At 64.7% G+C, this 25,955-nt stretch carries 12 protein-coding genes; 6 read left to right on the top strand and 6 right to left on the bottom strand.

Going from position 1 to position 25,955, the window contains the following annotated elements:
* Positions 1 to 16: 16 nt before the first annotated feature.
* Positions 17 to 13,039 (bottom strand): S-layer family protein, encoded by a 13,023-nt coding sequence (locus CKW40_RS25515; RefSeq protein WP_143748371.1) that lies wholly within the window; start codon positions 13,037 to 13,039, stop codon positions 17 to 19.
* 314 nt (positions 13,040 to 13,353) lie between these two features.
* Here CKW40_RS25515 and CKW40_RS25510 point away from each other — a divergent pair, with 314 nt between their 5' ends.
* Both CKW40_RS25510 and CKW40_RS25500 read left to right on the top strand, forming a co-directional pair.
* Positions 13,354 to 13,935 carry an invasion associated locus B family protein gene (locus CKW40_RS25510; protein ID WP_244571285.1) on the top strand — a complete coding sequence of 194 codons (582 nt, stop codon included), beginning with the start codon at positions 13,354 to 13,356 and terminating at the stop codon, positions 13,933 to 13,935.
* Between the two features lie 436 nt (positions 13,936 to 14,371).
* Positions 14,372 to 15,616, top strand: coding sequence for a M24 family metallopeptidase (locus tag CKW40_RS25500; RefSeq protein WP_095202792.1), 1,245 nt, complete (start codon positions 14,372 to 14,374; stop codon positions 15,614 to 15,616).
* 225 nt (positions 15,617 to 15,841) lie between these two features.
* Here CKW40_RS25500 and CKW40_RS25490 read toward each other — a convergent pair whose 3' ends face one another.
* Positions 15,842 to 17,686 carry an amidase family protein gene (locus CKW40_RS25490; RefSeq protein WP_095202616.1) on the bottom strand — a complete coding sequence of 615 codons (1,845 nt, stop codon included), beginning with the start codon at positions 17,684 to 17,686 and terminating at the stop codon, positions 15,842 to 15,844.
* A 309-nt stretch (positions 17,687 to 17,995) separates the two neighbouring features.
* On the opposite strand from CKW40_RS25490, the gene CKW40_RS25485 reads away from it, so the two are divergent.
* Positions 17,996 to 18,937: a MurR/RpiR family transcriptional regulator gene (locus tag CKW40_RS25485; RefSeq protein ID WP_095202791.1), complete on the top strand. Its 942-nt coding sequence runs from the start codon at positions 17,996 to 17,998 to the stop codon at positions 18,935 to 18,937.
* A gap of 169 nt (positions 18,938 to 19,106) precedes the next feature.
* Positions 19,107 to 20,897 carry an NAD(P)/FAD-dependent oxidoreductase gene (locus tag CKW40_RS25480; protein WP_095202615.1) on the top strand — a complete coding sequence of 597 codons (1,791 nt, stop codon included), beginning with the start codon at positions 19,107 to 19,109 and terminating at the stop codon, positions 20,895 to 20,897.
* A gap of 156 nt (positions 20,898 to 21,053) precedes the next feature.
* Here CKW40_RS25480 and CKW40_RS25475 read toward each other — a convergent pair whose 3' ends face one another.
* Together CKW40_RS25475 and CKW40_RS25470 are read right to left on the bottom strand one after the other, a co-directional pair.
* Positions 21,054 to 22,289, bottom strand: coding sequence for an amidohydrolase/deacetylase family metallohydrolase (locus CKW40_RS25475; RefSeq protein WP_095202614.1), 1,236 nt, complete (start codon positions 22,287 to 22,289; stop codon positions 21,054 to 21,056).
* A 28-nt stretch (positions 22,290 to 22,317) separates the two neighbouring features.
* Complete coding sequence (locus CKW40_RS25470; protein ID WP_095202613.1) at positions 22,318 to 22,683, bottom strand: RidA family protein; 366 nt, start codon at positions 22,681 to 22,683, stop codon at positions 22,318 to 22,320.
* 221 nt (positions 22,684 to 22,904) lie between these two features.
* Here CKW40_RS25470 and CKW40_RS25465 point away from each other — a divergent pair, with 221 nt between their 5' ends.
* On the top strand, positions 22,905 to 23,390 hold the full coding sequence (locus CKW40_RS25465; protein WP_095202790.1) for a hypothetical protein: 486 nt from the start codon (positions 22,905 to 22,907) through the stop codon (positions 23,388 to 23,390).
* Here the strand turns inward: CKW40_RS25465 and CKW40_RS25460 are convergent.
* Positions 23,387 to 24,463, bottom strand: a complete 1,077-nt coding sequence (locus tag CKW40_RS25460) for a peptidase C39 family protein (RefSeq protein ID WP_095202612.1) — start codon at positions 24,461 to 24,463, stop codon at positions 23,387 to 23,389. The genes CKW40_RS25465 and CKW40_RS25460 overlap by 4 nt on opposite strands.
* Before the next feature lie 227 nt (positions 24,464 to 24,690).
* The gene (locus CKW40_RS25455) at positions 24,691 to 25,326 is read right to left on the bottom strand and encodes a methyltransferase family protein (protein ID WP_095202611.1); all 636 of its coding nucleotides are present in this window, start codon (positions 25,324 to 25,326) and stop codon (positions 24,691 to 24,693) included.
* 266 nt (positions 25,327 to 25,592) lie between these two features.
* Between CKW40_RS25455 and CKW40_RS25450 the strand changes: the two genes are divergently transcribed.
* Positions 25,593 to 25,850, top strand: coding sequence for a hypothetical protein (locus tag CKW40_RS25450; protein WP_095202610.1), 258 nt, complete (start codon positions 25,593 to 25,595; stop codon positions 25,848 to 25,850).
* Positions 25,851 to 25,955 lie beyond the last annotated feature (105 nt).

Here is a 25,955-nt window from a genome sequence, read left to right as displayed (position 1 = left end):
CTAGACATTGCGGCGATTACTGATTGGGGTTGCTCGGTGTAATCGTATGGCCGCCATTGTGGCCAGCCGGGATCGCGGCGACTGGATTCACGTTGAAGATGTCGACGTATGATCCCGCAGGCGTATTGCCGCGATTGTTCCAAGTCGTCACACCGTCGGTCGTAAATCCTTCCAGGTAAACGAAGGCGCCCGACCCACCGCTATTGGCGATGGCCAAACCAACACTGCCGCTCTGGGCGGTGATCCCCGTGACTGTGTTGTTCTGAATATTGGCGGTCATGATCGTCGCATCAGAGTTGCTGGCACCGCTGCTCAGATAGATGCCATCATTAAACGTGTTGACATCGGTGAGGTTCCTGCCAGCGAATGTAAGCGTGTTTCCAACGATCGTGATATCCATCGTCCCGTGGTCGCTAGCCCCGCCCTGGCCGACGACATCGGCCTCAATAGACGGGCTTCCACCATTGTTTATGATGGTGTTGTTCATAATCTCTATCGCGGCTGTGGCGGCGGTGCTGGTGGTGTGGATGAAGATAGGACCGCCGACGGAGTTTGCCGCCGTGTTGTTGTTCTGGATATCGCCATTGCCGTCGATGCGGCCCTGGATGTTCGCGCTGTCCTGGCCGTAGATGTTGATGACCGGCCCGCCGCTGCCATAAATCTTCTTGTTGCGATTGATGTTGAACGTCAGATGCGCGGTGTCCTGCGCATTGAGCCCAATGGCGCGGCTGAGCTGATTGGTACCGGTGGGATCGAAGGTGTTGCCGTTGCCAACAGTGCCGCCGTCGGTGATGTTGACATTCAACGTCGACGTCTGCTTGGCGAAGCCTTCAAAGCCTGAAGTCTTCATGTTGAGGAAGCTGCTGTTCGAGACATTGACGGTCGCGGTCGCGGTGCCGGTCGTGGTGATGGCGATGCCGCCGGAGCCGTTGGCGGAATCCCTGGTGTTCTGGAACGTGCTGCCGGTGACATTCAGCGTCAGCGTGCCGGTGGTGTTGCGGATTTCGAACAGGTTCTCGCCGCCCGTCGAATCGCCGGGGACGAAACCGAATGTCGAATTGGTGACCGCCGAGGTGCCGGACAGGTTCCAGAGCTTGACGTTGCCCTCGCCCACCTCATCGCCGAAGCCGGTGACCGTGCTGTTGGCAATCGTCAGGTTCGAGACGTTCTGGCCGTTGATGCCGACCTGCGCGCCGCCGGTGCCGCCATTGCCGACGACAGCGAGGTTCGTGAACGTCGCGGTCGACACGCCGCTCATGTTGATGGCGGCCATGGCCGCGCTGTTGAATGTCGCCGTGTCGATGTTGTTGACCGTGCCATCGCCGCTGTTGGCATTGGTGAAGTTCATGTTCGAGAGCGAAAGGTTGCTCGTCGACGTGAACAGTGCGCCCTGCACCGTGTTCTGGATGGTCCCGCCGGAGCCGGCCGTCGTGCCGGTGCCCGTCACCGTCAGGCCGCCAGCCGCGCCCGTAGTGTTGAGCACGATGCCGTTGGTGCCGCCGTTGGCCGAAATACTCTGGAACACCAGATTGCCCGAACCGATGTTCGTGTTGACGACATTAAGCGCCGTGCCGGTCGTCGACGTGATCGTGTTGCCGGTGCCTTGCACCGTCACCGTGCCGCCGCCGGTAGCGTTGAAGCCGGTGCCGCTGGTGGTGTTGATGACCAGACCGCCGCCGGTGAAGTTGACGGTCGCGCCGGTGTTGCTGGCCAAATTGACGGCAGTGTTGGCTCCGGTGCTGAGCGTCTTGGTGCCCGAGAAATTGATCACCGCCGTGCCGGAATTGCCGCTGACGTCGATGCCGTTGGCGGCGGCGCCAGTGGCGCTCAGGCTGCCGCTGAAAGCAACGGTTCCGGCAGTACGGCCACTGACCTGAACGACATTGCCGGCCGTGGTCTTGGTCACCGACGCGGCGATGGTGACGGCGCCCGTGCCGCCATTGATGTCGACGCCGACGCCGGTCGGGTCGTTCGTCGCTCCGATCGAGCCGCCATTCACGTTGACCGCATTGGTGTTGTTGTCGATCCTGATTCCGGCCAGCGTCGTGTTGTCGATCGTCACCGTGGTGAAGATCACCGCGCCGTTGGCGCCGCTGAGCAGGATGCCATTGCCGGCGGTCGCCGCGATCGTGGCGGAGGCAAAGTTGAATGTGGCGCTCGAGCCGTTGATCTCGATACCGTCGCCGCCGGCGGACGTGCCGGCCACACTAACAGCGCCGCCATTGAACGTGCCGCCGGTCACGCCGGTCAGATTGATCGCGTCGCCGGCGACCGAAGCGGTCGATTGCAGCGAGCTGAAATTGACGCCGCTGGCGCCGACGGCGACGCCGTTCCAGGTCAGGATCTGGCCCGACGATGTCTGGATGGTGTTGCCTGCGCCGGTGACATTGATGGTGCCGCCACCTGTGGCGTTGAAGCCGATTGCACTGGTGGTGGTGATCGCCAGGCCGCCGCCGGTGAAGTTGACCGTTGCGCCGGTGTTGTTGGTCAGGTTGACGGCGGTGGTGGTTCCGGTGTTCAGCGCGCTGCCGGCGCCGGAGAAGGTGATCGTGCCGCCGGTGTTGTTGCTGACGTCGATGCCATTGGCGGTGCCGACACTCTGGTCCGCGCTCAGGGTTCCGCTGAGCGTGACGGTTCCAGCGGTACGTCCGCTGATCTGGACGACGTTGTTGGCAACGGTTCCCTTCGACACAGACGCCGCGATGGTGACGTCGCCGGAGCCGCCATTGATGTCGATGCCGATACCCTGGACAGCGCCGAAGCCGCCGATCGCACTCGTATTGTCGCTGATCGTGACCGCGCCGGTGTTGTTGTCGATCCTGATGCCGCCGCCGGTTGCCGTGCCCGTCTGATTTGCGATCGTCACCTTGGCGAAGTTCACCGTTGCGCTGGTGCCGCTGAGGAACAGGCCGAAGGAATTGGTGCCGCCCGGCACGCTGAGCGTGCCGCCATTGAAGATACCGCCGCCGACATTGGTCAAATTGACCGCATCGCTTGTGCCTGCGACCTTGGTCTGCGCCGTCAGCGTGCTGAAGGTGGCGCCGCTGCCGCCGACGGTCATGCCGTTCCAGGCCAGGATCTGGCCGCCCAAGCTCGTCAGGATCGTGTTGGTGCCGGTGACGTTGATCGTGCCGCCACCCGTGGCGCCGAAGCCGAGGCCGGAACTGGTGGTGATCCCCATGCCGCCGACGAAATTGACGGTGGCGCCAACATTGGTGTCCAGATTGACCGCCGTGTTGGTGCCCGTGCCGAGCGTCATGGCGCCGTTGAAATTGAGGATGCCGCCGGTGTTGCCGTGCACGTAGATGCCGTTGTCGCTGGCGGTGTTGGCGCTGAGCGCGCCGGACAGGGTGACCGTGCCGCCGGTGACGCCGGAGATGTCGACGATCTTGCCTGCGGTGGTCTTGGTGAGCGAGGCGGCGACGTTCAAGGTCGCGGCGCCGCCGACTACCTGGACAGCGGAGCCGGTCGGGTCGTTGGTAGCGCCGATCGAGCCGCCATTGATGTTGACCGTGCCGGACGTGTTCTCGACGCGCACGCCCGCGCCGACCGTATTGTCTATCGTCACTGTACCGATGGTGACCGGGCCGGTGACGGTGTTGATGACATAGATGCCGTTGGCGCTTGCCGAACTGACGACCACGCTGTCGAAATTGATCGCTGACGACGTGCTGTTCTGAACGATCAGGCCGTTGTTGCTTGCGCCGGCGACGGAAAGGGCGCCGCCATTGAAGGCGCCGCCAGAGACACCGGCGAGCTGCACGCCGGCGCCGCCGCTGACGGTTCCCGTCGCCTTCAGCGTGTTGAATGTCATGCCGCCGGCGCCGATCACGGCGGTCTGAAGCGATATGATCCGGCCCGTTGCCGTGGTGATCGTGTTGCCGGTTCCGCTTACGGTGATCGAGCCGGCGGCGATGCCGAGGAAGCCGTCGCCGCTGGTGGTGTCGATGGTCAGGCCGCCGGTGAAGCTGGTGCTGCCGCCTTCCTGGAAGACGCCGCCGCCGCTCGTCGTATCGATGTTGGCGAGGCCGGTGACATTGAGCGTGCCCGTCGCGACATGGATGCCGCCGCCGGTCGTGGCGGCATTGTTCACCGTCACCGTGTTGAAATTGAAGGTGCCGGTGTTGGTGTTGATGGCATCGATGCCGTAGCCCGTCGTGTTGGTAATGCTTGTCGCGCCGGTGACGGTGAAGGTGCCGGCAACGCCGTCGAAGATGATGCCGTTGGCGATGTTGGCGGCGGGATTGTTGACAGAGGAGACGCTGGTGAACGTCATGTTGACGGTGAGCGGATCGAGATCGAATGCAGCGCCGTTGTTGGTGGTGACCACGCCGCCGCTGCTGTTCAGCGTGAAGATCGTGCCGGCGCCCTTGGTGTTGACCAGGACGCCGGTGCCGCCATTGTTGGCGAGGCTGAGCGTGCCCAGGTCAAGGGTGCCGCTGGTGTTGGTGAAGCTCAGGCCATCGCCCTGCACCCGCGCGCCGGGATTGCCGACGCCGAGCGTGCCGGCGCTGACCGTGCCGCCGGCGCCGTCGGAATCGAACCGGACATTGTTGAAGGCGATGCCGCCGCCGGTGCCGCCGGTCACTTTGTTGCCGGCAAACGACCTGATCGCGATCGAGTTGTCCGTCGCATTGATGTTCTGGCCGGAGAAGGTTGCCGCCAGGGCGGATCCGGTCGATTTCAGCGTGTTGCCGTCGATGGAAAGCAGAAGCGTATTGGCCGGCGCGCCGGTCGTGGAGAAGTCGAGCGCGCTGCCGCCGGCCGCGATGTCGTTGTTGCGGAGTATGAAGTTCGAGGCGCCCGTCGCATTGACGGCGACGCCGGCGCCGGTGCCGAGATTGCGGACGATCAGGTTCTCGATGCCGCCGGTGAAGGTGCCGGTGCCGCTGGTGGCAAAGTTGATCACCGAGGTGGCGTTGTTGCTCTGCAGCACGGGCCGCAGGGAATCGATGCCGGCCGGCGCCGAGATGATCGGCGTGTTCTGTATAGTGGTGAAGTGGAACGCAGCGGATGCGCCGCCGCTGGCGTCGACACCGAGTTGCGAGACATCGACGGCCGCGTCGCCGCTCTTGAAGGCGAGCAGCACCTGCCCGTCATCGAGGTTGAAGGTGGTGCCGCTGAGGTCGATGGTTTCCTGGGCACCGTTGACGTTCTGGTCGATCAGCACCACGACATTGGCCGTGGACGCCTGCGCGCCGATATAGCTGCCCGGATTGGCGAGGCTGCCGTCGCCGGTGCCACCCGCGGTGACGTAGTAGACGCTGATCGACGCCAGGTTCGCGGTATCGCCGGTGAAATTGACGTCGTTGAAATTATAGTCGCCCGATGTCGGCAAACTATCGGTGGCGTGGATGACCTGGCCGCCCGTGGTCGCGATCGACGATTCGGCGGGGCCCTGGCCGTCGCCGAACACCAGCTGGGCATTGGTGGTGCTGGAGAACTGCACGCCATAGCCGACATTGGCGATGGTCGAGGTCTGGCCGGCCGGGTTGTTGTTGACGGTGTCGCCGAGCTGGATCGTGCCTGCGCCCGTCGTGCCGGCCATGTCGATGCCGATCGTGCCGGCGAAGCCGCCGCCGTCGACGTCGAAATCGCCCGCGGTGATGCCGGTGCTGATGACCGCGCCGTTGAGATCGAGGCCGATCGCGTTGGCGGCGCCCAGGCCGATGTTGAGGCCGCCGAGGATGCTCACCGGCGAGCCGAGCGTGCCTGCCACATCGAAGCCACGCGAGGTGATGCCCTGCAGGTTGACCGCGCCGAGAATGATGCCGCCGCCGCTGACATTGTTGAGCGAGACGCCGGTTGCCGCACCATTGACCGAGATGGAATCGAAGGCGACGCCGCCGGCGCCGACCGTCGCGTTGGCGAGGTCGAGCGCGGTGCCGGTCGTCGTCGTGATGGTGTTGCCTGAGCCGGTGACGCTGACCGTGCCGGCGCCGAAGGTGCTGGCGGTGAAGCCGGCGCCGCTCGAGGTGGTGATGACGAGGCCGCCATTGGTGAAGTTGAGCGTACCCGTGCCCTGGCCCGCGCCGATGCTGGGGTCCTTGACGATGGCGCCGTTGGTGCCGCCGGCGGTGTTGAAGATCTTCGACGTGCCGGAGAAGGTGACCGTCCCCTCGGACGATCCGTCGAACAGCACGCCGACGGCCGTGCCGGTATGATTGATCGTGCTCGAAATATTGTACACGCCGTCGGCATCGCCGAAGAAGGCGAAAGCTCCGGTCCCCGGCAGGACCACTGCTGTGGTCGAAACGACCGACCCGCTCATGTTCAGATGGGTCCAGTCGCCGCCGCTGGCTTGCAGCACCGAGCCCGTATCGACCTTGATCGAACCGTTGTAGTTCAGCGTCGCATTGATGGCGTTGTTGCCACCGGAAAGGGTTATGGCCGAACCGGTGGTGCTTGTCGTCGCGCCAATGCTGGCGGTGCCGCCATTGCCGCCAACGTTGACGGTGCCGGCTAGGGTCGCCAATTGGATACCGACCTGGGCGCCATCGATGGTCAGAGTGGATCCGGCGACATTGGCGATGTTTATGGTGCCAACCTGGGTCCCACCGATATCGAACCCTTTGGAGCTGACGTCGAGATCGGTCGTGCCGGTGAAATTGACCACGCCGGCGCCGCTCAGTTCGGCCAGCTCGGCGCCCACGTGCCCTGTATCTTTCAGGCCGCCAATGTTGACGTCGCCCGCCAGGACGGCGGTCTGGAGCAATACGCCCGCGCCGGTCGACGTCGAGACGGCCGATACGCTGTCGAAGGTGATACCGGCAGCGCCGACATTGGTGGTGGACACCAGCAGACCATCGCCGCCGGAATTGATCTTGTTGCCAGTACCGGTGACGGTAACAGTGGAGGGGGCGCCGGCGCTGCCGATCGCCGCGAAACCCGCCCCGGTGGTCGTCGTGATGTCGAGGCCGCCGCCGGTGAAATCGATCGTCGAGTTGGTGTTGGGGCTCGCGGTTCCGCTCGGGAAACCGCCGGGGTAGCCGATGTTGACGCCGTCCGTCGTGCCTGAGCTGATCTGCTTCGTCGTGCCCGAGAAGGTGATGGTGGCCAAATGGTTGCCGGCAATGAGGATGTTGCCGCCGGCCACGGCGTTGCTGTCGGTGAGGTTGCCCGACAGCGTCACCGAGCCGCCGGTCATGCTCTGGATCGAGACGGCTGCGCCGGCGCCGTTGGTGGCGATCGTGCCGCCATAGGAAATGGTGGCGTCGCCGCCGCTGGCTGCCGTCGCCGAGCCGACATTGAACGACGTGCCCGAACCGGTGTTGGTCAGCGTGCCGGTGCCGAAGCTCGCCGAGCCGCTGACATTTTGCAGGTCGATGCCGTTGCCCGCGGCGAATGTCGCGCTGGTCGAGGCGAAGTTTATAGCGGCCGCGATACTGTCGAGCGCCACTGCCTGAGCATTCGTGGCGTTGATCGTTCCCGTCGTGACATTGACTGTGCCGCCGCCGGTGGCGCTGAATGCCGTCGCGCCGTTGGTGGTGATGTCGACATCGGCGAAGGTGACGGTGGCGCCGGTGTTGTTGGTGAGCGAAACACCATTGCCGCCGACCGTCACCTTGTCGGTGAAATTGACGAGGCCGCCGGTGCGGTTGGCGATCGAGATGCCGCCGCCAGTCAGCGTGCCCGCCGGCCCACTGTTGGGCAGGTTGCCGCGCGTGACCGTGATGTTGCCGGTGCCACCATTGGCGTCGAGCAGCGTGCCGGCGACGTTGATGTTGTTGTTGGTGATCGACACATTGGTGGTGAGGTTGTCGACCTTGAACGCTGTCTGGCCCGCCGCGACGTTGCTGACCGTCACGCCATCGATGAAGATGCCACCGGCATTGTTGAAGCCGCCGGCATTCTGGTCGACGGTGAAGACCGAGCCGAGGGCGCCGCTGAAGTCGAAAGCGGTGTTGCGCACCTGGTTGCTGCCGAGCAGATGCAGGAAGTCGCCGGTGCCGGTGACCACGCCCTCATTGCCGGTGACGTTGCCGCCGGTGGCGCCGAGATTGCCCTGGACATTGACCGGCTGGATCGTGCCGGAGGTGACGATCGAGGTGTTGTTGCCGAAGCCGGTGATCGACTGGCCCGAATCCAGGGTGAACGGCGTGCCGCTGAGATCGACGGTGCCGACGAAGGCGAAGGTCTGCGTGCCGAGCAAGGCATCGGCGGCGGCGACCGAGATGGTCGTCACCGCGGCGCTGAGTCCGTCCGTGCCGGCGGCGATGACGCCACCGTTCTGCGACACCATGATGACGCCGCCGACCGCACTGGCCAGATGGGCGCTGCCGGTGAAGGCGACGTCGTCGAAATCATAATTGCCGAGCGCCGGATTGAGCCCGATCGTGTTGACCGTGTAGCCGCCAGCTGCCGCACTGATGGAGGACTGCAGGCCATTGCCCGCATTGCCGTCGCCGAAGGTGAAGTTGGCGTTGGCCGATGTCGCCGTGGTGCCGCTTGACGACAGCTCGACGCCGACGCCGACATTGGTGATGCTGGAGCCGGCCTGGAAGGTGATGGTCTTGTCGGCTTGCGTCGACGACAGGTCGATGCCGCGCGAGGTGAGGTCGCCGGTGCCGGTGATGGTGGTCACGCCGAAATCGGCCGTGGCAAAGGCGCCGCTGAAGTTGATGCCGGTCTGGTTGGCGCCAGCGCCCATTGTCACGGTGGTTGCACCGAAGCTGGCATCGGCACTGGCAGTTGCGAAGCTGATGCCGCTCTGGTTGGCGCCGGCGCCCATCGTCACGGTGGTCGTGCCGAAGCTGACATCGGCATTGGTGAATGAGAAGTTGATGCCGGCCACGTTGGCGGCAGAGCCCAGCGTGACCTGGGTCGTGCCGAAGGTGACTGAACCGGCGGTGTCGGCGATGGCGATGCCGGGGCCGGCGCCCGTCACCGTGACCGCTCCAAAGGTTGCCGATGCGGTGCTGCCGATACTGCCGACAACCAGGCCGGTGCTCATGGCATTGGTGATCGACAGCGGGGTGGTAACGTTCAACTTGGCGGTGCCGATGAGGTCGATGGCAGACGCTCCACCGCCGCCTGTCGCCGACAGTGACGGGCCCGTGAAGCTGACCGTGCCGCCAGTCAGGAAAGCCGCCGAGCCGATCCGGAAAAGACTACCGGTGCCGGTCGAATTGATCGCGCCGCTGAAGGCCACCGAGCCGCCGCTGATGCCGTCGACCTTGACCGCCGTGCCCAGCGTGCTGGTCGAACTGGAGATATCGGCCGAGACCGTGATCGCAGCGGTGCCGCCGGAGACGACGACGCCGTCGTTGCCGACGAAGCCGCTATTGGTGATGGTGCCGCCAATGGCGATGGTGCCGGTGTTGTTGGTCAGGCTGACATCGGCGCCCGCAACCTCCGTCGTCACCAGGTTGGCGACATTTACGGTGGCGGCACTACCCTGCACCACGAAGCCGTCACCCAAGAGGCCGACGGCCGCGATGGTCGTCGTACCGTTGAAGCTGTAGATGCCGCTGGCGACATTGGTGAGACGGATGGCATCGCCCATGACGCGACTGATGTTGACGCCGCCGAAGGTGACATTGCCGCCGCTGGTGTTCTCGATGACGATGCCGGTCGCCACGTTGCCGCCGTTGCCATCGACGGTGACGCTGGCGAACGTCACACCGGCAGCGCCGATCGTCAGACCGCCGGCGCCGCCGAGCTGGATGCCCTTTTCCGCCAAGCCGGCGCCGGTGTTGACCGTGTTGCCCGACCCGGTCACCGTCAGCGTGCCGCCATTGATGGCGCTGAAGGCGAAGCCGCCGTCCGTGGTCAGATCGAGACCACCGGTGAAATTGATCGCGCCGCCCGCATTGTTAGTGAGGTCGATTGCATTGGCCGCACCGGTGCTGGCGGTGATCTTGCCGGCGAAGGTGGCGGTGCCGCCGGTCATGCTGGAGATATTCACCGCATTTGCAGCAGTGGCCTGGTTGATGGTGCCGTTATAGGTGACGTTGGGCGCCGAACCGTTGATGTCGAAGGCGAAATCGCCTGTGTTGGTGATGGAACTCGCGGCCCCGAAAGTCAGGGTTCCACTCGAGTCGTTGACGATACCGACGCCTATGCCGCCGCCGGTAATATCGAGGTCGTCGAAAGTGGCGGTGCCGTCGAAATTGTTGGCGAACAGCCCGGCATTGGTGGCATTGCCGATCGTCGTGTTGCCGGTGAAATTGACGATCGCGCTCGAGGCGACAAGCTCGATGCCGTTTTGGCTCGCATTCTGGACATTGAGATTGTCGACCGAAACCGTGCCGGTCACGCTGCCGAGGAAAAGACCCACATCGACATTGCTGACGGTCACGCCCTGGATCGTCAGGCCGTTGATCGAGGTCGCGCTGATCCCCGCGTCGCTGCCGCCCGAAATGTTGAAGTCGAGCAGCGAATTGCCGTTGGCCGCCGTGACGACAGCGCCGGAGCCGGAATTGGTCAGCGTCGCCGCGCCGGCAGGGTCCGAGATGGCCACGTCATGCTGGACATTGGCGCCGGTAACATTGATCGGCACGCCGCCGAGCGAGAAAGAGCGGCCATTGCCGAACGACGCCAGCGTCTGGCCGTCGCTGAGCGAGAAGCCGTTGGAAGCATCGATGGACGTGCCGTCATTGACCAGCACGAAGATGGCGTCGCTGTCGGTGATGGCGTCAGCGGTCGCGGCCGTGGCCAGATTCGTCAGCGAAGAGCCGTCGCCGCTGCCTGTGGCCGACGAGCCGATGAAGATCACATTCTGCACGTCGAACAGCTGCGGACCGCTGAAGGTGGTCGAGCCGAACGCATAGAGGCCGAGCGTCTGGTTGAGGCCGCGGGCGTCGAGCGAAGCGGTGATGCCGGCAATCGAACCGCCGCCGAAGCTGAACTGGGCATTGGCCGAATTGGCGAGCGACCCGGAAATGCCGAGGCGCACGCCGGTGTCGACGCCCGAAATGGAGCCGCCATTGGTGATGATGATCGAAGCGCCGCCGATAGTGCCGGCGAGGTCGATGCCGATGGTGCCGGCGGCACCCGGGCCACTGATGTTGAGCGACTGCGCGGTGAAATTCGTCTGGCTGCCGGAGAAATCGAGGCCGGTGCCGACGCCCAGCCCGGAAATGACGATGTTGCCGGCCACCACCGCCGCGTTGACGCCGCTGAACGACATGCCGTCGGCGCCGGGATTGGTGATGTTGATGTCGCCGAAGCGGATCGTCGCCGGCGAATCGCTAATGGCAATCGCCGGTCCCGTCGTGTTGGAAATCGTCGTCGCGCCGTTGACGGTGAAGCTGCCTGAGACATGGTCGAGCACCACGCCCGACGTGCCGCCGGTCTGGGTGATCGAATCCAGCACAACATGCGCGGTGATCGGGTCGATGAAGACGGCCGTGCCGCCATTGCCCGACACCGTGCCGCCGGTGGTGGTGAACGTGCCGCCGGTCGACGTGCCCTGCACGGTGATGCCGCGATCGGTGTTATCAAGCGCATTGACGATGGCGAAGGTGTAGGTGCCCTGGCCTGTGATATCGAGGCCGTCGTCGAGATTGCTCTGCAGCAGCGTCGTGCCGGTGAAATTGTAGGTGCCGTTGTCTTCTATATGCAGGCCGTCGAGGCCGTTGCCGGTCGCGGTGAAATTGGACGCGCTGACATTGGTCGAATTGCCCTTGAATTCGGCGCCGTTGCCGCCAGCGCCCGTCACTGTGACATTGGTCAGCGTCGTGCCGGTGACGTTGTTGCCGAAGATGCCATCAGCACCGCCGGTGATGGTGATGCCGTTGAGTGTGTTGCCGTTGCCGAGCGTGATGACATTGTTGGCGACGTTGGTGCCCTGGATCGTGCCGTCGCTGCCGCCGAGGTTGAAGGTGGCCGTGCCGCCGCCGAACAGTTTGGCGGTGACGCTTTCGCCGCCGCCGATCAGCGTCTGGCCGGCGGCGAGCGTCTGGCCGGGCGTCTGGATGTTGCCATTGCCGCCGAGCGCAACGATGAAGCCGCCGCTGCCGGCCTTGGTGACCGCGTCGTCCAGCGTCGTCGGGTCGGCCTGCGTGCCGGCGCCCGCCAGGCCGCCATCGGCGAAATAGAACTTGCCGAAGGCCGCATTGGTGGCGGCGTTGATGGCGGCGCGCGTCGTCGAGCCGCCGGTCTTGTCCTGCGACTGGATCCGGACGCCGATATCGCCGCGCACGCGTTCGTTGACGCGCTTGCGCAGGCCTTCGCTGACCGGATAGACCGGGTCCGTCCCGCCAATAGCGCCGGTTGTGTCCGAGCCATGGCCGGGGTTGAATGGGATGTTCAGCCGCACGCTGCCGGCGAACTGGGTGTGGTCGCGATTGTCGTCGCGCACCTCGCCGGCCAGCACCAGTTCGGTGCCGCTGCCGAAGACATCGCCGATCGTGTATTCGAACCCGGCCTTGGCGCCGGTGACGCTGCCGTCGTCGCCGTGCGGGTCCTCGAAATGATAGCCGCCAATGTCGAGCCGCAGCGAATGCTTGTCGGGCAGGTTGATCGGCACCTGGGCGCCGATCTCGCCTTCGATGCCCCAGGCCGCGTAGTCGCGGTGGTCGAGCACCGATATCTGTTCGATCAGCTGGTTGCTGACCATCGACAGCGTCGAGCTGGTCGAATGGTCCGTCGAGTCGCCCTTTATCGGCACGAAGACGTTCACATGCGCGTCGAAGTTCGGCGTGATCGCCTCGACGCCCAGCGTGCCGGCAGTGAACTGGGTGCTGTTGTAGTTCTCGACGTTGAGATAGGCGTAGCCGCCGAGCATCAGGTCGGGATTGACGATGCGTCGAATGCCGAGGCCGATGTCCTGGCCGGAAGCATCCTTGAAATCGTGCTTGGCCCGGACATCCAGGAACAGCACCGATTCGGCCGTCTGCTTGATCGGGATGAAGCCTTCGAGCGCGGCGTTGCCGCCATTGTTGTCGGCGCCGACGATGGCGCGGATCTGCGGCTGCCAGAGCCCATCGGGGTCGCCATGGGCAACCACGCCTGAAAGGCCAAGCGCCAGCGTCGTCAACGCCGTCGTCTTCCACAGATGGCTTACAATGCGCGAACGACGATGGACGGCACGCACGTGGAAACCCTCCCCACGCGCCACCATCCCACCAACTTGCCGAGACTTCTCGGTAGTTCCCATCCCTGGCGAGTCCTTCTGGGACTACACGTCCCGCGTGTTAATTCTTACGCGAATTGTATTGTATAGCGAGCCCGGAACGTTGTGAGTGTTGTTGTCGGACCTCAAAGTTCTGTCCTGTGGCCATATTGCCACAGTAGATTTGCCGGCTTGCTTTGCGGGGACTCGGCTTTCGGAGCAGCCGCGCTTGTTGTATCAAGCCTTTTCCAGGAGAATACCTGCCGGGGCAAGGAAAACTGTGGGGAATGAAGAACATGGCAATTACTTTAGCGAAGACTAATCTACTCCGCGTGGTCGCGGCATCGGCTGCTCTGTGGCTGCTGGCGGCTTCTCTTGGCCCGGCGCTTGCCGAGGACACCGCCAAAGAGGCCCAATCCAAACAGTCTCAATCCAAGGACGCCGGCCCAAAGCCGGCCGACGCCAATGCATGGGCCGTGAACTGCTCCAGCGACTCGGCGGCCGGTGAGCTTCAGTGCCAGGTCTCGCAGAACCTTACCGAAGCCAAGACAGGCCAGCGTGTGCTGACGGTGACCGTGCGCCGCGACAGCGCCAATGGCAGCCTGGCCATGCTGCTCGCTTTGCCGCATGGTCTGTTTCTGCCGTCGGGCGTCAGCTATCAGGTCGACAGCGGCAAGAAAGTCACCGTCGCCATCCAGACCAGCGACCAGAACGGCGCCTATGCCGCAGTGCCGGTGGCGCCGGAACTGGCCAAGGCGATGAAGTCGGGGACGACGATGAACATCGGCATGGAATCGGTGACGCGCAAGCCGGTGACCATCCCGGTTTCCCTCAAAGGCTTCGGCGCCGCGGTGGCCAAGCTGGAATCGATCAAGTAGCGGGTATTGCCGTTCGCTGTCTTGCGACAGTCGTAGGGCATCCGACAATCCTAACCAGTGGCAGAGGCGGCCGATTGCCGAAGCTCGCGCCGCCCCTCATTGCCCTGCCGGGCATTTCTCCCCGTATAGTGACGGGGAGAAAATAGCTGCCGCGACCTCGCCGTTCTTTCTTGCGACGCTTGTGGTTGGCGAAACCGTTGATAACAGCTTCCCTCTCCCCGTCGTCACTATACGGGGAGAGGATGCCGGCAGGCAGGTGAGGGGCGGCGCCAACGCCTGGAAAGAGATGGGGTGTATCAAGTCCCACGGGGTCTTCGTTGCAGTCGCCTGCAGCACCAGCTAATGCGCGATCTGTCGGCCGCCGGATCTCCCATTCGGCCCTTGATTGTCCACGCCCGCAATGCTCCGTTGTCGCTTCGGCCATCCGGAGAAACAGATGACAGGCTTTGTCGACCGCCAGCGCGCCGCGCAATTGATGGAACAGGCCGGCATCGCGGCGTTGGTGCTCTCGGCGCCCGAGGCCTTCCACTATGCGACCGGCGCCTGGATCGGCCCGGCGGGGCTGTTCCGGCGCGCCGGCGGCGGCTTCGTCGTCATCCCGGCCAAACCAGACCTGCCGATCGGTGTCGTCGCCGCCGACTTCAACGCGGCGCAGCTGCGGCTCGCCGCGCCCGAAGCAATCGTGCGCTCGCACCCGATCTGGATCGAATCGGTGCCGGTAGAGACTGCCACGCATGGGCTCCCCCTGGCCGAGCGGATCGAGGCCGGCCTGGCCTCGCTCGGCCGCGCGCCGGATTTCTCCCGTCCCGCCACCTTCGACCTCGCCGGCTCGGTGCGCCAGCTGCAGCTTCTGCTGGACGACTTCGGACTGGCGCGGGCAACACTCGGTATCGACCTCGACTTTGTTCCAGCCGCCGATTTCGCTTCTATCCAGGCGCTGCTGCCGGATTGCCCGATGGTCGACGGCTCACCGGTGCTGGACAGGCTGCGGGCTATCAAATCGGAGCGCGAGATCGACCTCCTGCAGCAAGGCATCTTTCTCTCGGAAGCCGGGCTCGAGCGGCTGCAGGTGGATGCGATGGCCGGCATGCGCCAGGCCGACCTCATCGCGCTCTACCGCAAAGGCGTCGGCGACGCGGCCGCTGGGCTGTCGCATCCGGTCGTCACAGCCGAATATGTAACGCTGGGCGCCCGGGCCAAGGGCGCCGATGCCAGGGCCGTGGCCGGCGATCCCTTGAAATGCGACATGGTCTGCACTGTCGGTTTCTATGCCTCCGACATGTCGCGCAATTTCACCTTCGGACCGCCATCCGCCGACCAGGCGGAGCTGCACGCGATCGCCGAGCGCGCCTTCGAGGACGGGCTGGCGGCGCTGATCCCGGGAAACACGCTCGCTCATGTCCACAGCGTCACCACCGAGAGCCTGGCGCGGCAAGGCCTGCCCTCCTACCGCCGCGGCCATTTCGGCCATAGCGTCGGGCAGTCGGTCTTTTCCGAACAATGGCCGTTCATCGCGGCCGACAGCGGAGTCGCCATCGAAGCCGGCATGGTGCTGGCCTTCGAAATCCCGCTCTATATAGACGGCCTCGCCAGCTTCAATCTGGAAGACCAGTTCCTGATCACGGCGGATGGGCCGAGGCCGATGAACCGGCTGCCGAGGCGGCTGGAGATGGTTGGGTAAAGTAGCACTCTACGGCGCCCCCCTCTGCCCTGCCGGGCATCTCCCCCACGAGGGGGGAGATCGACTGTCGTGACCGCCTTCGCCAATGTTCAACGTAGCAAGGCCAGGCGCCGACGCCGAAATTGCCAATCTCCCCACCCGTGGGGGAGATGGCCGGCAGGCCAGAGGGGGGCGCCGTAGAGCGCGACCGCCGATGCTTGGTATTCACCGCTCCGCCCTTGCCGGCTAACTACCGCTGACAGCCGGCCGCCGATCCCGCCACGGCATCTCCTGCTCCAGCTGCGCCGATGCCGCCAGCACCGCCGCCTCGTCGCCATAGCGGCCGACCAGTTGCACGCCGATCGGCACGCCGTCTTCCGACCAGCCGAGCGGCAGCGAGATCGCCGGCTGGCCGGAGATGTTGAAGGGGAAGGCGAAAACCGCGTCCGTCCATTTGGCGTTGTAGCGATCGATGTCCGTCTCCGACATGTCGTAATAGCCGAATGGACGCGGCAGCTGGGTCAGCGTCGGCGTGATGAAGAGGTCGTAGGCGTTGAGATCGCCGACAATGTCGCGGCCGATCTGCCTGAGTTGCTCGACATCGGAAATGTGCCTGACGCCGCTGGTCGAACGGCCGCGCGCAATGATCGCCCAGGTCACCGCCTCGACGTCGGCTGGCGTCACCGGCCGGCCGATCACGGTTTCCAGATAGTCGAACGTCGCCGCCGTCTGCACGCAGGTCATGTTGGTGTAGGTCGCCCAGACGCCATTGGCCTCAAGCGGCATGTCGTGCTCCTCGACATGGTGGCCCAGCCGCTCGAGCGTCGCGACGGTGGCCAGCACCGCCGCCTTCACCTCCGGATCAATGGCCGTGCCGTTGGGCGGCGTGACTGTGAAGCCGATGCGCAGCGTCTTCGGGGCGCGCGCCGACAGGCTGAGCCAGGAGGCATCGGGCACCGGCGGCGTATAAGGATCGCCCGGCAGCGCGCCCGCCACCGCATCGAGATAGGCCGCGGTGTCGCGCACCGTTCGCGAGCAGCAGAGAAAATAGGCGCCGCCATACCAATAGTCGCCGAACGGCGCGAGGCTGACGCGGCCGCGCGACGGTTTCAGGCCGACTATGCCGCAGCAGGAGGCCGGAATGCGGATCGAGCCGGCGCCGTCGCTGGCTTCGGCGATCGGCACCATGCGCGAAGCGATGGCAGCCGCCGCACCACCGCTCGAGCCGCCAGGCGTGATGCCGTCCTTCCACGGGTTCTTCGTCGCGCCGTAGAGTTTCGGCTCGGTCGTGATCGACCAGCCATTTTCGGGCGCGTTCGACTTGCCGACCAGCACCAGCCCCGCCGCCTTCATGCGGCGAACGACTTCGGTGTCGAAATCGGCGACAACGTCTTTCAGGTAGAAGCAGGAATTGGTGTTCGGCGCACCGGTCCAGGACGGGGCCAGTTCCTTGAGCAGGAATGGTACGTCCGAGAGAAAGATCGCTTCCTTGATGCTGTGGGTGATGAAGACGATGGTGGTCTTGGTGTCGAGCCAGATCTCCTCGACCAGCCGGTTCATCTCCTCTCGCGTAAAGGAGTCGAGTGCGCCGAACGGCTCGTCCATCAACAGCACCGACGGTTTCAGCGCCAGCGCCCGCACGATCGCCGCGCGCTGCTGCATGCCGCCCGACAACTCGCGCGGGAACTTGCCGCCGAAACCGTCAAGGCCGACGCGGTTCAAGAGATGCGCGATCCAGGCACGATCCGGTTTCTCGCCCTTGATCTCGAAGGGAAAACGGATGTTGGCGTCGAGATTGCGCCACGGCAGGAGGTTGGCTTCCTGGAAGACGATGCCGATATCGGGGTGCGGGCCGGTGATCTTGAGACCGTCGAGCCGGATTTCACCGCTGGTCAGGCTGTGCAGCCCTGACATCGACCACAAAAGCGTGGTCTTGCCGCAACCGGACGGGCCGACGATCGAGACGATTTCATTGGCTCTCACATCGAGGCTGCAGCGGTCCAGCGCCAGCAGGTCACCTGACGCCGTGTGATAGATCTTGGTCGCTGCCTGCACGCCAAGCTTCGGCGTTGTTATCTCGCCCGCGTTCATCCGCCCCTCGGAGATTGCGTGATGATCCAGTCGGTCATCAGACTGCCAAAAATCGGTCTGTAACTATCCTACTTTGCTGTCAAGCACCTGCGGTGGTAACCGTATCATGAAAATTCCGACCTTCGCTTAATGCACTGTTTTCACATGGTTATATCGACCTTGAAATGCCTGTTGCTTTCCTACATACTCCGAAAAGGAAACGTGAGCCTATCCCCGGGCACGCAACGGTGCAGCGTGGCCGGGCGCATGGAACGACAGCGTGCAAACATGATAAGAGGTCAGGTCGAAAAGGCAGGGAAGACCGACTTCATGACCGAAGCTGACAACCAGCACGAGCCTGTTGCAAGTCACGAGGCGGAGGGACGCGACCTCAGGCGCATCCCCGACATCATCTCGCTGGTCAAGGATTCCTACGCAGAGTTGAGCCCGGCGGAGCGCCGCGTCGCCGATGTCGTGCTCGATGACGTCAAATACGCCGTCGACGCCTCCAATGCGGCGATTGCCGAACGCGCGGGGGTCAGCGAGCCGACTGTGACCCGCTTCTGCCGTGCCATCGGCTGCGAAGGCGTGCGCGATTTCAAGCTGAAGCTGGCGCAGAGCCTCGTCGTCGGCGCGCTCTATCTGGCCAAGTCGCCGGCCATCAGCAACGACAATGGCATGCCGTTCTGGAACGCCGTGTTCGGCGAGGCGAGGCGCGCGCTGCAGGAGGCCGAGCGGCAGCTCGACCCGGGTGAGCTGCAGAAGGCCGCCGAACTGATCGCCAAGGCCCGCCAGGTCACCGTCTTCGGCCTCGGCGGCAGTTCCTCGGCGCTGGCGCAGGAAACGCAATACCGGCTGTTTCGCTACGGCATCACGGTCAGCGCCCAGTGCGATCCCTATCTGATGCGCATGACTGCCTCGACCTTGAAGCCCGGCGACCTGGTGATCGCCATTTCGGCGACCGGGCGCACGCGCGAGGTGATCGAGGCCGTCGAACTTGCCAAGCATTATCGCGCCAACGCCATCGCCGTGACCGCACCCGACACCGATCTCGCGCGGGCCTGCGACGTCAGGCTGACGGTGGCGGTGCCGGAATATCCCGACACGCTCAAGCCGACGGCCTCGCGCTATGCGTTCCTGATGATGATCGACCTTCTGGCCGTGGCCTCCGCCTACAAGCTCGACGGCTCGGCGCGCGAGACGGTCCGCCGCATCAAGTACAACGCCCAGATCCACCGCACCGGCAAGGAGATGGAGCCGCTCGGGGATTAGCTCCCTTCTCCCCGTTCACGGGGAGGTGAGAAATGGTCCGCGTAGCGGACGAAAAGCCAACTGCTTGGCTTTTCGTCCGACGAACGCCGGCAGGCGGATGAGGGGCAGCGCCGGGTTCGACAATTACCATCCCAATTTAGATTGGGCGCACGCAGCAAGAGGGAAAAGAATGCTCGAAATAGCACCGACAAAACAGGCAACCGCGTGGCTCGACTCCCTGGCGCAGGCGCTCGCGACCGGCGATGCGCTCGCTGCGGCCAACCTGTTCGTCGACGATTGCTACTGGCGCGATCTGCTGACCTTCACCTGGAACGTCACGACGATGGAAGGCCGTGAGGCCATCGCCGACATGCTCAAGGCAACGCTGGCGACGACAAAACCCACCGCATGGCAACTCACTGGCGAGGCGACCTCGGACGAAGGCATGATCGAAGCCTGGTTCACCTTCGAGACCGCGGCGGCATCAGGCCAAGGCATTATGCGCCTGCGCGACGGCCGTTGCCGCACTCTGTTCACGGCGATGACCGACCTCAAGGGATTCGAGGAGCGCAAGGGCGCGGAACGACCGCTTGGCGTGCGCCACAAGGCCGACCCCGAACGCGAGACCTGGTCGGAGGCGCGGGCACGCGAGACGCGCGAGCTCGGTGCCACCGAGCAGCCCTATTGCCTGGTCATCGGCGGCGGCCAGGGCGGCATCATGCTCGGCGCGCGGCTGCGGCAGCTTGGCGTGCCGGCCATCGTCATCGAGAAGAATGCGCGGCCCGGCGATTCCTGGCGCAACCGCTACCGTACGCTCGTGCTGCACGACCCGGTCTGGTACGACCATCTGCCCTACATTCCGTTCCCGGAAAACTGGCCTGTGTTCACGCCCAAGGACAAGATGGGCGACTGGCTGGAAATGTACACGCGCGTCATGGAGCTCAATTACTGGGTCGCCACCAAATGCCTCAGCGCCTCCTATGACGAGGCGCAGAAGGAATGGACCGTGGTGCTCGACCGTGTCGGCCGGCAGATCACGCTGAAGCCGAAACACGTCGTCTTCGCCACCGGCGCCTATGGCCCGCCGCGAAAGATCGACCTGGCCGGCGCCGGTGCGTTCAAGGGCGAGCTGCTGCATTCCAGCCAATATGCCAGCGGCGACAAATTCCGTGGCAAAAAGGTTGCCGTCATCGGCGCGGCGAGTTCCGGCCATGACGTCTGCGTCGATCTCTGGGAAAGTGGCGCCGACGTCACCATGATCCAGCGCTCGCCGACCACCGTGGTCAAATCGGACACGCTGATGGAAGTCGGCTTCGAGATCTTCTCGGAAAGCGCGCTGGCGCGCGGCATCACCACCGAGAAGGCCGACATGATCGTCGCCTCGACGCCCTTCGCGCTGGTTCCCAAGGGCCAGCGCGCGCTCTATGAGGTAATCAAGGCGCGCGACGCGGCCTTCTATGACCGCTTGCGAGCCTCCGGCTTCGCCATCGATTTCGGCGACGACGAGACCGGCCTGCTGATGAAGGCCTATCGCACCGGCTCCGGCTACTACATCGACGTCGGCGCCTCGGACCTGATCATTGACGGCAAGATCGGCATCCGCAGCGGCGTCGCCATCAAGTCGCTGACGGAAAAAGGCATCCTGTTCGAGGACGGCAGCGAGCTCGAGGCCGACGCCATTATCGCCTGCACCGGCTACCAGTCGATGAACGAGAATGTCGCGGCACTTGTTTCGCGCGAGGTCGCCGACAAGGTCGGTCCCTGCTGGGGTCTCGGTTCGGGCGTCAAGGGCGATCCCGGCCCGTGGCAAGGCGAGCTGCGCAACATGTGGAGGCCGACGGCGCAGGAAGCGCTGTGGTTCCACGGCGGCAATCTGGCACTGTCGCGTTTTTACTCCAAATATGTGGCGCTGCAGATCAAGGCGCGGATGGAGGGCATCGCAACGCCGGTCTACGGGAAGCCGAGCAATTCGCGCCGGTAGATCTCCCCCCTCGAGGGGGAGATGTCGCCGAAGGCGACAGAGGGGGTCGGTGCGACTGGGTGCGACCTCCTTGCGGAAGCTGAAAGTTGGCGTCCAGTCGGACCGACCCCCTCTGCCCTGCCGGGCATCTCCCCCACGAGGGGGGAGATTGGCTAGTCACTCATGCCGATGCCCGAAATGCCGGGCCGCCACCTCGACATGCGTATGGTCGGCATGCGCCTCGAAACGCTCGGTCTCGCCGAGATCGTTGACCGCCTCGTTCGGCCACCATGTGCCGCCGATGACAATGCCTTCCGACACCAGCCGCTGGTCGGCGACCAGCGCGGCGCCGACCGCATCGACGAAGGTGAAGCGACCCGACCGCTGGCGAAGGACGGCGACGTCGCCGATGGTACCGACCGCCAGCGTGCCGAGATCCGGCCGCGCGATCGCCCGCGCCGGCGCTTGCGTCGCCGCGCGCAGCACTTCGACCAGCGGCATGCCGAGAGCCATCAGCTTCGACATGCACACCAGTATGTCGAAGGCCGGACCATCGACGCAGTAGAGATGCACGTCGCTCGAAATGACGTCCGGCGCCAGCCCTTCGGCGAGCATGGCACGGGCGACCTCGAAATCGAACGAACCCATGCCGTGACCGAGATCGAAGATGACGCCGCGCTCGCGCGCCAGCCGCATGTCGGGCCGCACCGCGCCCGAGGCGAAGACCGGCGCATTGGGGAACGGCCGGAAGCAATGGGTGAGGATATCGCCGCGGCGCAGGCGCGGCAGCACTTCCGAGCGGCCGGGCGGCGGCTCGTCAATATGCGCCATCAGTGGCAGGCCGGCTTTGTCTGCGGCCTCCAGCGCCAGATCGACCGGCGCGATGCCGCTGGTGCCGCCGGCATGCTTGCCGGAGCGGACTTTCACGCCGACCACGACATCGGCGTGCTCACGCACCGCGGCCACCACCTCGCGCGGCTCGCAGAGTCTGAGATCGCTGCATTCGCCGACCGACACCGTCTGCGAGAAGCCGAAAATGCCGGCAAAGGAAATGTTGACATAGGCCAGGATGCGTACCTTCGAGCGCTCCATGACGTGGCGGCGGAAGCCGAGGAAATTGCCTGCGCCCGCACTGCCCGCATCGATGAAGGTGGTGGTGCCGCTCTTGGCCGCCAGCCGGTCGGCGTCGACGCCGAGCGAGGTGCCGCCCCAATAGACGTGGCTGTGCAGGTCGACGAGGCCCGGTGCGACGATGCAGCCCGTCGCGTCGACCACCTGATTGGCGCTGGTCACAGGGATATCGGCGTCGATCGCGGCGACCCGCCCATTGGCGATGGCGACATCACGCTGCGCGTCGATGCCGGCCGCCGGATCGATCAGCCGTCCGCCCTTCAGCAGGAGGTCGAATTGCATGGGGGAAACCTCCGCTTCGTTGCGTCTGTCAGACCGGCCGGTAGGCGACCGCCTCGACCTCAATTTTGATGTCGATCATCAGCCGCGATTCGACCGTGGTGCGGGCCGGCGGATTCTTCGGGAAGTGCCGGCCATACACCGCGTTGAAGGCGCCAAAGTCGCGCGCATCTTCGAGCCAGACGGTGGTTTTCACCACATCATCCAACGTGCAGCCGGCCAAGGCCAGCGCCGCCTTCACATTGGCAAGCACCTGTTCCGTCTGTTCCGTAATGCCGCCCTGGACCACGATGCCGTCGCTGCCGACCGGAACCTGGCCGGAAACATAGACGAAGTCGCCGGCCCGCACGGCGGGCGACAGCGGCACATGGGATGTTCCAAAAGTCTGCTTGGGCAAGGGATTGCCTCCTTTGATCTTGCGACGGGGGCACCAGGCCGGCGCCCACTTCGGCGCAGATTTACCGCGATCGGGGTGGCCCCGATAGGGCCCTTGTTGGAAAGCAACATTCTTCGAAATTCGCGTTGCTTTATTACATGAGCGCTAGCATCGTGCGCGCCTGCCGGACGGCTTTCAAGCTGCCGCGGACCGATGCCTGTGCGAGACCGGAGAAACCGAGAATGACCTTCGACAAGAACCCGTTTCCTTCGGGCGACGCCGACCGCCACGCGCTGTGGGAGATGCTGGTGCGGCGCGACATCGACGCCTTCATCGGCCAGGACTGGTCGATGGTCGAAAACGACTTCGTCGCCGAAAGCTTCTTCGGCATGCATGCGCATTTCCTCGCCAACGCCGATGCCTGGCGGCTGCAGTTCCCGCGGCTGGAGGTCTACCGCGACGAGTGGCTGCGCCAGGCCAAGGAGACGGCGGCGACCAAATTCGCCGAACCGCTGCGCGAGGCGATTTTTCGCGTCACCAATTTGCGCGACATCGATGTCGACGGCGACCGCGCCGTGCTGCACAAAAAGTTCGACGGCTCCATTGCCAAGGCCGACGGCAGCGTCGACCGGCTGAAATGGCAGACGCTGTATTTCTGCAGGAAGGTCGAAGGCCGCTGGAAGATCGCCGGTTTCGTTGGCTACATGCCGTATCCGCTGGGAAACTAGCGCTTCTGCACCGGTGGGCGCGGCCCGACCAGCACCGCAGCCCTGTAGGCCGGATTACCGTACCAGGCCATCCGGTCGAGTTCCGTCGCGCTGACGGGAAGGTCGATAACGTCCATCGGCAGTTCAAGCCGGTCGGGCTCGATCCAGGGGTCATTGACGAAATAGACCCCGCCGCCATGACCATGGACGAGCAGCCAGTGCGGGCAGGTGTGGCCCATCATCACGGCCTGATCGATCAGCACCAGTGCCAGGAAGCCGCGATCGAGCGCCTGGCCGATCTCTTCGACGGCAAAGGCTCGGGGCTCGATCGGCAATGACGCGGCTTCGGCCTCGTGCTTGAAGCCGGCCTGCACAAAGCGCATCAGCCCGCGTCTTTCCTCCGAGGCGGCGCGGTCGAGGAAGATCGGCCCGGCGCTGCTCATGAACATTTCGACCCGCAGCCCGCGCCGATGCGCCGCCAGCGCCAGGCCATAGGGGTCGCAGCCGCCCGGTCCGCTCGGGCCGATAATGGTGGTGGCCTCGCGCCAGAGCTCGACCTCCAGCGCCCGGTCCGGCCGCAACGCCGGATCGAGCCCCGCCATCGCCATGGCCAGCGCCGATGGCCCGCAGGTGAACCCCGCCGTCTGCGGCCAGGAGGGCGGTATCTGTCCATGCCCGCGGGTCGGTTGGAGGCCGATCCCGCGCTGCAGGAACCCCTCGCGGCGCTCCCACTGGCCGCCGATGCGCTGCACCGTGGCCTCATCGGCGCGCAGGCACAGCACATCTTGCGCAAGCGCCTTCGTCTCCAGCGCCTCCAGCAGGCGCGGGCCGTCCGCCGCGATGAAGCTCGGAGCAGACCAGAACAGGGCGATGCGCATCATCGCGGCCGCCGGCCGGCGCTGGCCGATCACGATCGCCTCCAGGCGGCCCTCGCTGTATTGCGCCACGCCGGTGACGTCGGCGATCTGCCGCAGGACGGCCAGACAATCGCCGATCTCCGCCGGCACCGCGGCCGCAACGCCCGCCCAGGCGGATGAGTCTTCGGCGGTGAAGACTGTCACGCTGGCCCTGCTGGTCAGCGGCGAAGCTGGCATGGGGTCATCTCCGTTCGAAACCGGCCGGCCCTCGTCTTCTCCGCGATCTGCCGGTAGAGGCGGTCAGAGACCATCACGGCGCCCAGCGGCACAAAGCCCGATGTCAGCCGCTTGATGCAGGTGATCATGTCGGCACGATGCCACAGGCGGGCTCCGAGGCAAAGATCGCTGCGTTGCGCCTGACACCGGTGACGCCCCCTGGCGCCGGTTGGCCGGGTAATGGCCGATCAGTAGAGCGTGATGAAGGCCGGGAACAGCAGGCCGGTATGCCGAAAGTATTCGACCAGTTCGATGGCCGGGAAGATGGCGAGAAAATAGAGCCCGTCATAGAAGGTGCGCTTGAGCGCCCGGGTCGAGAACTGCAGCTCGTCATTGTCGCGGTAGAGCAGCGGGTTCGGCCAGAACCGCGGCGTCGCCTTGGTATAGGCGATGTAGGCCGGGCCGAACTTGCCCAGCAGATATTCGGCTTCCTTGCGCGCCGTGACGCGGAAGATGAGAAAGCTGGCCACGCCAAGCACCGCTGCCGCCACCAGCGAGCCGTAGAGCAAACCGATGCCGACCGCGCCGACCGTCGAGAAGAAATAGAGCGGGTTCTGGCTCATCGAGAACGGCCCCGCCGAAACCAGTTCCTCGTTCTTCTTGCCGCCGACATAGAGGATGCTCCAGAGCCGGCCGGCGACGCAGGCGAGCACCAGGCAGAAGCCGAGGAATTCCAGTGTTTCGTGCCCGTCCGAGCCCTCGGCGAGCGCCGGCTTGGTGAGGAGCAGCAGCAGCACCGCCAGCACCGCCGCCGCCCGCACGAAGATCAGCCGCTTGCGCTGGACGAAGGCCTCTGAAACCGGCTTGAGGGAGGCGTAGGTCATTCGTGTCTTCCTGGGGCACGGATTGCGGTGCCGGCGCACTGGGGCACGCCATTGATGGCGGATACAAGGCGATCGCTTTCTATCAGCGCAACGCGCGGCGTTCGTAAAGGCCTTTTGCGCCAACCAACTCCATCCTTACGAATTTGTATGCTCCGGGACAGGCTGGAGTGAAGTCGCTTCCTTATCGTTCAGATGCCGGCCCGCGAATTAGGGGTCGGCTTCAATTACCGCAGCCGGGCCACCGGCATCAGATAGGGAATGGTTTCATGAGAAGATTTGCACTTGCCGTCGCAGTGGGCACCCTCGCTGTCTCGGCCGCGATTTCCACTGCCTATGCGGCCCCCGCGCCTTGTGAGGAAAGTTTGAAGGCCCTTCGTGCCGCTGAAGCGGCAGCCAAGCTCAACGACGCCGACAAGAACAAGGTCTCGGAACTGGAGACCAAGGGCATCGAGCGCTGCAACGCGGATGACGACAAGCGCGCCGACGACTTCTTCGCCCAGGCGATGAAAGTCATGGGCAAGTAAATCCATGCCATCCAAAGCACCCTCGGGCCTCACCCGAGGGTGTTCAGCGATTGAGACATGACATGCATGAAATAGGGGCGGATCGCACGAATCCCTCGCGATGCG

Origin of the sequence: Mesorhizobium carmichaelinearum, from assembly GCF_900199455.1 — a bacterium.
GTDB classification, from domain to species: domain Bacteria; phylum Pseudomonadota; class Alphaproteobacteria; order Rhizobiales; family Rhizobiaceae; genus Mesorhizobium; species Mesorhizobium carmichaelinearum.
The sequence above is the reverse complement of the archived record's forward strand: the minus strand, read 5'-3'. Positions and strand labels throughout refer to the sequence as shown.